Origin of the sequence: Gluconobacter japonicus (genome assembly GCF_002723975.1) — a bacterium.
Lineage (GTDB): Bacteria > Pseudomonadota > Alphaproteobacteria > Acetobacterales > Acetobacteraceae > Gluconobacter > Gluconobacter japonicus.
Genome location: NZ_BEWO01000028.1, coordinates 23,199 through 29,775, shown reverse-complemented (window position 1 = coordinate 29,775; position 6,577 = coordinate 23,199). Strand labels below are relative to the sequence as shown.

General features: G+C 58.2%; 8 protein-coding genes and 1 pseudogene. 1 reads left to right on the top strand and 8 read right to left on the bottom strand.

Going from position 1 to position 6,577, the window contains the following annotated elements; translation table 11 throughout:
- Positions 1-10: 10 nt before the first annotated feature.
- Positions 11-823, bottom strand: a complete 813-nt coding sequence (locus tag GJA01_RS13090; RefSeq protein WP_062502722.1) for an NAD(P)H-dependent oxidoreductase — start codon at positions 821-823, stop codon at positions 11-13.
- Between the two features lie 103 nt (positions 824-926).
- Between GJA01_RS13090 and GJA01_RS13085 the strand changes: the two genes are divergently transcribed.
- Positions 927-1,844 carry a LysR family transcriptional regulator gene (locus GJA01_RS13085; RefSeq protein WP_010505819.1) on the top strand — a complete coding sequence of 306 codons (918 nt, stop codon included), beginning with the start codon at positions 927-929 and terminating at the stop codon, positions 1,842-1,844.
- A gap of 108 nt (positions 1,845-1,952) precedes the next feature.
- Here GJA01_RS13085 and GJA01_RS13080 read toward each other — a convergent pair.
- From GJA01_RS13080 to GJA01_RS13050, 7 genes and pseudogenes are all read right to left on the bottom strand, one after another.
- A protein-coding gene (locus GJA01_RS13080) for an IS5 family transposase (RefSeq protein ID WP_099282413.1) occupies positions 1,953-2,710 on the bottom strand; the annotation gives its coding sequence in 2 pieces (ribosomal slippage) (positions 1,953-2,389 and positions 2,389-2,710; 759 coding nt in all).
- Positions 2,711-2,780: 70 nt separating this feature from the next.
- Complete coding sequence (locus GJA01_RS13075) at positions 2,781-3,035, bottom strand: transposase (RefSeq protein ID WP_082785208.1); 255 nt, start codon at positions 3,033-3,035, stop codon at positions 2,781-2,783.
- A 189-nt stretch (positions 3,036-3,224) separates the two neighbouring features.
- The gene (locus GJA01_RS13070) at positions 3,225-3,773 is read right to left on the bottom strand and encodes a hypothetical protein (protein WP_373317495.1); all 549 of its coding nucleotides are present in this window, start codon (positions 3,771-3,773) and stop codon (positions 3,225-3,227) included.
- A pseudogene (locus GJA01_RS15440) lies at positions 3,763-4,050 on the bottom strand (transposase); the annotation flags it as partial. The gene GJA01_RS13070 and the pseudogene GJA01_RS15440, both read right to left, overlap by 11 nt.
- Before the next feature lie 93 nt (positions 4,051-4,143).
- Complete coding sequence (locus GJA01_RS13060) at positions 4,144-4,818, bottom strand: transglycosylase SLT domain-containing protein (protein WP_062502724.1); 675 nt, start codon at positions 4,816-4,818, stop codon at positions 4,144-4,146.
- Complete coding sequence (locus GJA01_RS13055) at positions 4,815-5,894, bottom strand: protein kinase domain-containing protein (protein WP_169925645.1); 1,080 nt, start codon at positions 5,892-5,894, stop codon at positions 4,815-4,817. The genes GJA01_RS13060 and GJA01_RS13055 overlap by 4 nt, the downstream gene beginning before the upstream one ends.
- A gap of 90 nt (positions 5,895-5,984) precedes the next feature.
- A complete protein-coding gene (locus GJA01_RS13050) occupies positions 5,985-6,425 on the bottom strand; it encodes a hypothetical protein (protein ID WP_062502726.1) in 441 nt (146 codons plus the stop codon).
- Positions 6,426-6,577 lie beyond the last annotated feature (152 nt).

Sequence of the window (6,577 nt, the reverse complement as noted above, 5' to 3'; positions counted from 1 at the left end):
GGTTGGGGCGCTAGTCCTCGCAGTCGCGGAGACAGGGCTTTTGTTCTGCAACATGCAGGGCAAAACGAACGGCGCCTGGTGTCTCCATGCCGGGTTTCAGTTCCATCGTCGGGATCTGGTAGTCGCCGCCGTTTTGCTTTCGATATGGGATGGGCGTTGTCGTTGCGAGCGTGCGCATACGCTTGCGAAGTTGTTCGGACACAATTTCGAAGCGTGCGTCATCCAGTCGGTCCACCCTGTAAGCGACGAAGGGCGGTAGCACTGTGAATCCGGGATAGAACAGAATGCCATGGTTGATCGGAAACAGCAGATCGTCGATCTGACCATTGATCCCGCGTTCGGAATAATGCTCCGGCCAGCCTCCCGTCGTTACGAGCAGCATGGCGCGCTTGCCTGCCATCACGCCCTCGCCATAGCGATCCCCCCAGCGGCGATCGCTGTGTTCACCAACGCCATACGCAAAGCCACAGGCATAAACGCGGTCAACCCAGCCTTTGAGGATCGCGGGCATGGCGAACCACCAGAGCGGAAACTGAAGAATCACGGTATCGGCCCAGAGAAGTTTCTCCTGCTCTGCTTTCACATCATCTGTCAGGCCGTCCGCTGCGAATTCATGTGAAGATGCAGATGCCACTTTCAGGCGCTCGCCGGTAGGCAGATCCGGGAAGTCGCTGCGGTCGACGGCCGCTTTCCAGTGCATCGTATAAAGGTCCGAGACTTGCACCTCGTGCCCCTGCGATTGCAGTTCGGCGACTGCGATATCGAGAAGAGCGCCATTGAGGGAGTGTCGTTCGGGATGGGCGAACACGATCAGGATATTCATGCGCGGGGCCTTGTCTTTGCAAAAAAAATTCGTTTCCCGGTAAGACTAGGCGATAGGATATTCTTCTCCCATATGGAGATAGGGGAAGGCACAGTGCCGAAAAATGGAACAATCTCTGATCTCGCTGGAACGGATGCGAACCTTTGTACGCATCGCTGAACGCGGCAATCTGGCCGCCGTCGCCCGGGAAACGGGTGCCGGACAATCGACAGTAACGCGGCATCTGCGTGAACTCGAAGAGGCTTTGGGTGTCTCGTTACTGACGCGCACCACGCGCCGGACCGCGTTAACAGACGAAGGCACGAGATATTATGCGCAGTGCGTGCAGATTCTTTCCCTTGTGGAGCAGGCAAGTCAGGAAATGCGCGACACACGGCAGGCTACGGCCGGAACGGTGCGTATTTCCTGTACCGGTGCGTTGGGTGTTCTGCACGTCAGTCGTCTCATTTATGCTTTTCAGGATGAGAACCCAGACATCAGGGTGGAATTCGGTCTGACGGACGAGCGTATTGATTTGGTGCGTGACGGCGTTGATATCGCCATCCGTCTTGGTCCCCTGAGCGATTGCGCGATGAAACTGCGCTCCCTTGGTGAAAGCCAGCGCATGCTGGTCGCATCTCCCGAATGGCTGCGTCGCAACGGTCCGGTGCGGGGCCCCGAGGACCTGCGTCAGCTTGAGGGCGTACGGATGTCCCGTGTGCATGGATCGGACCGGCTGGTTTTGCGGAGCGCGAGGGGCAGAAATCACGCTGTGCCATTCCATGGTCGTTTGATCGTCGATCACGGTCTGGCAGCACGGGATGCGTTTCTTGCAGGTCGAGGCTACGGGCCGGCCCATCGCTGGCTGATAGAGGACTGCCTGCGGGATGGTCGTCTTGAGCATGTGTTACCGAATTATACGCTGTCGCCCGTGCCGCTGAGTATGCTGATCGCGCCGGAACGGACGAACCTGACCCGGGTCCGTCTCTGCGTTGATTTTCTTGCAGAGGGACTCAGGCAGGTTCCCGGTATCAGCCGCTGAGTGTCCAAAATTCGCTGTGACGTTAAGCCTGCGCGCGCACAAAGGTACTGGGGCGGGTTTTCGTCGAGATTCACGTTCGTGTGATTGGTGGTTTCCTAGGCTCAGGACTCATAGCCAGAAGATGACGGTTGCTGTGAGGCAGATGGCGGAGAAGAAGACGGACGGGCATCTGTCATAGTGTGTTGCGACCCGCCGCCAGTCCTTGAGGCGGCCGAACATGATTTCGATGCGGTTGCGTCTTTTGTATTTTCGCTTGTCGTATTTGACTGGTTTTCCGCGGGATCTTCTTCCCGGAATGCAGGGCCTGATCCCTTTTTCCTCCAGGGCATCCCGGAACCAGTCAGCATCATAACCCCGATCCGCCAGCAACCACTGTGCCATGGGAAGGCTGTCCAGCAGAGCAGAGGCACCGGTGTAATCACTGATCTGTCCGGCTGTCATAAAGAAGCTCAGCGGTCGTCCGTTCTGATCGGTGGCCGCATGCAGCTTGGTGTTCATGCCCCCTTTAGTGCGTCCGATCAGGCGGCCTGGATCCCCTTTTTTAACCGCAGGCTTGAAGCCGTGCGGTGTGCCTTGAGATAGGTCGCATCAATCATAATAGTCTGAGGCTCAGCCTTCGCGGCAGACAGGCCATCCATCATCCGCATGAAAATGCCCATGTCGCCCCAACGCTTCCAACGGTTGTAGAGCGTCTTGTGCGGACCGTATTCCCGGGGCGCATCACGCCAGCGCATACCATTGCGGTTCACAAAAATGATGCCGCTCAGCACGCGGCGGTCATCAACGCGAGGTTTACCATGGCTCTTGGGAAAGAACGGCCGCAGACGCTCCATCTGTTCGTCCGTCAGCCAAAACAGGTCGCTCATCTTCAGTCTCCTTGCAGAGCCTGAATCACATCCTTCCGTCCATATCAGTGGGTCCTGAGCCTAGGCGGCTCTACCGGATGAAGCGATTATACAAGGTCTTGTGCGGATCATACGCTTTCGGAGCGTCTTTCCACTGAAGGCCGTTGCGGATCACATAAACGATCCTGCTCAGAATGTGCCGGTCATCCACGCGTGGCACTCCGTGCGCCAGAGGAAAAAACGGCTCAATCCGCTTCATCTGGCGCTCAGATAGTAAAAACACATCACTTACAGGCCCACCCTCCATCGGTAAGCCCGTGAAGCACAACCGTTCGTTCGGTGTCATAAATTAATAGGTCCTGAGCCTAGAACGCCAGCATCCGGGTGACGCATGGCGTTTTTCCTGTTTGATGCAAATCCCAGCATCGCAGCCAGATCACCCTCAAGAAAAATCGCTAGTTCTCCACTCTCGGGAATAAGGCGGATCCGCGTGATCAGAGAACGGATCGCTTCTACCGTCTGTGTTCTGCTGACTTCATTTTGAAGACTCTCGTGAAGCGTCGCGATCTTCTGGCGATACAATTCCGCCATGTTGGGGTGCAGCAGGTGCGTCGACCAACCGTGTTTCAATCTCTGCCTTGCGGGCTTCGAGTTCTTCCATGCGTGTCTTGAGAGCAGGGCTGGCAAAGCCGTCGAGGATCGCCTGCACGGCCTTGTCGAGTTCGCGCTCGATTTTGGGGAGTTCGGATTTCAGAGCGACCAGATCGGCCCCTTTCTCCATGCGCAGACGATTGACCTCACGCGTGAACTCCTCACAGAATTCTTTGAAGAGTGCGGGCTTCATCATCTGGGTCCGCAGGCCGTTGAGTACGGATTTTTCCAGAGCATCCCGGCGGATCGTCAGGCGGTTCTCGCAGGTGCCTTTGTTGCGGGCTGTCGAGCATTTGCTCTGGCGGGCTTTGACCGCATCCCAGAGATCCTGCTCGATAATCCGGAGGTCAGGAGCATTGTGAAAAGTCCATTCCGATTCAGGGTTGAGGCGGGAGACGCGTTTCCCGGTGCTCGGATCCTTGATGTGTTGCATCGATCATCAGGCGCTTCGAACGACCGGCCTGTTCTGTCAGGGCGATAAAGATCCTGTCAAAGACACCCAGGCGGCTCTACCGGATGAAGCGATTATACAAGGTCTTGTGCGGACCATACGCTTTCGGAGCGTCTTTCCACTGAAGACCATTGCGGATCACATAAACGATCCCGCTCAGAACACGCCGGTCATCTACTCGTGGCACACCATGAGCCAGAGGAAAAAACGGCTCAATCCGCTCCATCTGCCTTTCAGACAGCAAAAACACGTCACTCACAGCATCACCTCCACCGGTAAGCCTGTGAATCACGGAACACCGTTCAGTTCAATGAATTAACAGGTCTTGAGCCGAGACCGCGACACGTCCAGTTTATCGCCGGAGGCCCGGCCCGATATGGGGTAGGTTATGCCAGATCCGGAGTTGGTAGGCGTGGTTGAAAATAGGGGTTGCGGAATTATAGTTCCCGACGCGCTCCCAGAACTTCCGACTATCCGCGGGCGTCGAGGCCCCGATATCGCGCGACAGTATCCACGCGCCGACATGGACGTTCAGGCAGTCATCCGCAAGAAGAGCCTCACGGCTGATACCAAGGCGCGCCAGTTCGGGCAGATGGATGGAGTTGATCTGAGCGGGACCGATATCGTAGCTGCCGTTGCTGTTTTTGGAAATAGTGCCCCGTTTGCCATTCTCGGTTTTCAGGACCGCCTGAAGCAGAATGACGGGAAGATGATATCGGGAGGCCGCTGCGGTCACACAGCGATTATCGCTGGACGCGACAGGCGCAAGAAGCGGTCGAGACCCGGTCGGCCGAGGCACGAGCCGGGCGCGCGCCATCAGCCATGTTCCGGCAGCGATATTCACGCACATATTGCGTCGGACGGCATCTTCGGAAAAGCCGGAGCTGGCGAGGAGCGGCAGGCTGGCCGGGCTGATGGCCATCGCGCCGACGCCCCGCCGCGTTCGGGTGAAGAGTTGGTGTTCCACCGCGCTCGCCGGAACATGATAGGCTGCGGCCGCCTCTATGGCGCAGGGCGGCAGCGTCACGGCTGGTAGGCCTGCGTGTCGGCGGCAGAGTGTGATATTGGGTCTGCCGGAACATCAGTCATGCGTGTCAGGACACTGTCCGCCGCATCTCCGCAATGTGACGCGCAGTTGGCGACGAGGTGGGCCGTGTTGCGTGTGGTGCGAAGGGCCCTGCGTAGGATGACCGCGCCTGTCGGTCCCATGATGTCCTGCAACACGGTCGCGAGGCGCGCGACGTCATCCGGGCTCACGATCTGGAAAGCGGGGTTGCGTATGGCAGCATGGACCGCATTGCGAAATGCCGCGATATCCGCAAAACGGTCCGTCGGGTTTTTGGCAAGCGCGCGGTCGATTACCTCTGCCAGTGCGGGCGGTAGATCGGGGCTAAGGGTCAGAAGCGGCGCATGGGGATGGCCGACGATTTGTATGACCGTGCGGGTATAGTCGCTGCCCTGAAAGGGAAGGTTCCCGGACAGGAGGAAGTAGAACAGACATCCTGCCGAGAAAATATTGGAAGACTGTGCCCAAGGTTCCCCGACTGCCTGTTCTGGCGACATGAGTGCTGCGTCCTCCGGGCGGGCGAGAGCGGGGTTCAAAAGGTCTCCCACGTCGCCCGGTGTGATGCCGAACTCCAGAATTTTCAGGTCATGGGATGGCGTTACGAAGAAATTTCTGAGCCGGAGATCGGTCAGGTCAAGCTGTTGTCGGTGGGCGGCCTCGAAGGCATCGAGCGCCTGCAGGATCAGGGAGACGGCGATGTCCACGGGCATGCTCCGGCGCTCCTCAAGAGGCCGGGCCGTAGCCAGAGGGTCCATGATGATGAAGGCATCATCACCCTCTACGACAAGTCCGTGCGAATTGAGGACGGCAGGATGGCCAAAACCCGAGACCTGCTGGATCTGACGGCTGATGCGCGCGCGATATGCGTCCCTCTCCCTGATGTCGAACTGGCGCAGATCGATCTGGCGGAGGCTGACATCGGCCAGGCTCTGACAGTCGATGGCGTTCAGAAGCACACCACGCTGATCGCGCCGGATGAACGTCGTAACCTGAAAGCGGTGTGGGGTGTCGGACGAAGAGGGCGATTCCGCTGTCATGCTCATGCCGGATATTGACGCAATTCCCCGAGGGCAGAGCCTGTGTGATAACAGTCTCTGGGCAGATGTGCGAGCGCGAACAGGATGCAATCAGGTTGCGGGTGTGCTTTCGTCCGCATCCAGCAGGCGGATAGCCCCGGAATAGCCCCGGCGCAGGCGTGTCATTGCGCGTGACATGTGCACCGCATCTGGATCGGGGTCGTTCAGTACCGGCACGTCGTCGAAATGGCCCAGACTGATCGAGACCAGACTTGAGGTGACGATTTCCAGACGGCGAAGGACCGTCAGTTCCACCAGCAGGCAGAGCGCGGCCAGTGTCAAGCACCATAGCACCGACAAGCCGATATCTTCTCCCCAAGACCCGGTGCCCCAGAGTGGATGGGTCAGCAGCGCGAGAACACCCGGTGCGCCCACAAGGCCGAAACGCACGCGCAGGGCCCTCCGCATCGGGGCGGAAGGCGACAGGGAGGACAGAATGCGAGACATCAGCATAACGCGACAGACCAGTTTTGACGGAAGCGGGTGCTGCATGATGGACAAAGAATGCGGTAGCGTCACCCTATCATTAGTCTGGATCATTATCCGGGGTGGGGGCGCTTGACCTCGTTTGACTCCGAATGTTTCTATCGGCTGCGGCCTGGGTAATCCTCCGGTCAGATGGCTTCGCAGAGGATGATGAATTC

Excerpts from the sequence above, each read along its gene's own strand:
- GJA01_RS13090 (WP_062502722.1), bottom strand. The coding sequence starts at position 823 with ATGAATATCCTGATCGTGTTCGCCCATCCCGAACGACACTCCCTCAAT.
- GJA01_RS13085 (WP_010505819.1), top strand. The coding sequence starts at position 927 with ATGGAACAATCTCTGATCTCGCTGGAACGGATGCGAACCTTTGTACGC.
- GJA01_RS13075 (WP_082785208.1), bottom strand. The coding sequence starts at position 3,035 with ATGACACCGAACGAACGGTTGTGCTTCACGGGCTTACCGATGGAGGGT.
- GJA01_RS13070 (WP_373317495.1), bottom strand. The coding sequence starts at position 3,773 with ATGCAACACATCAAGGATCCGAGCACCGGGAAACGCGTCTCCCGCCTC.
- GJA01_RS13055 (WP_169925645.1), bottom strand. The coding sequence starts at position 5,894 with ATGACAGCGGAATCGCCCTCTTCGTCCGACACCCCACACCGCTTTCAG.
- GJA01_RS13050 (WP_062502726.1), bottom strand. The coding sequence starts at position 6,425 with ATGCAGCACCCGCTTCCGTCAAAACTGGTCTGTCGCGTTATGCTGATG.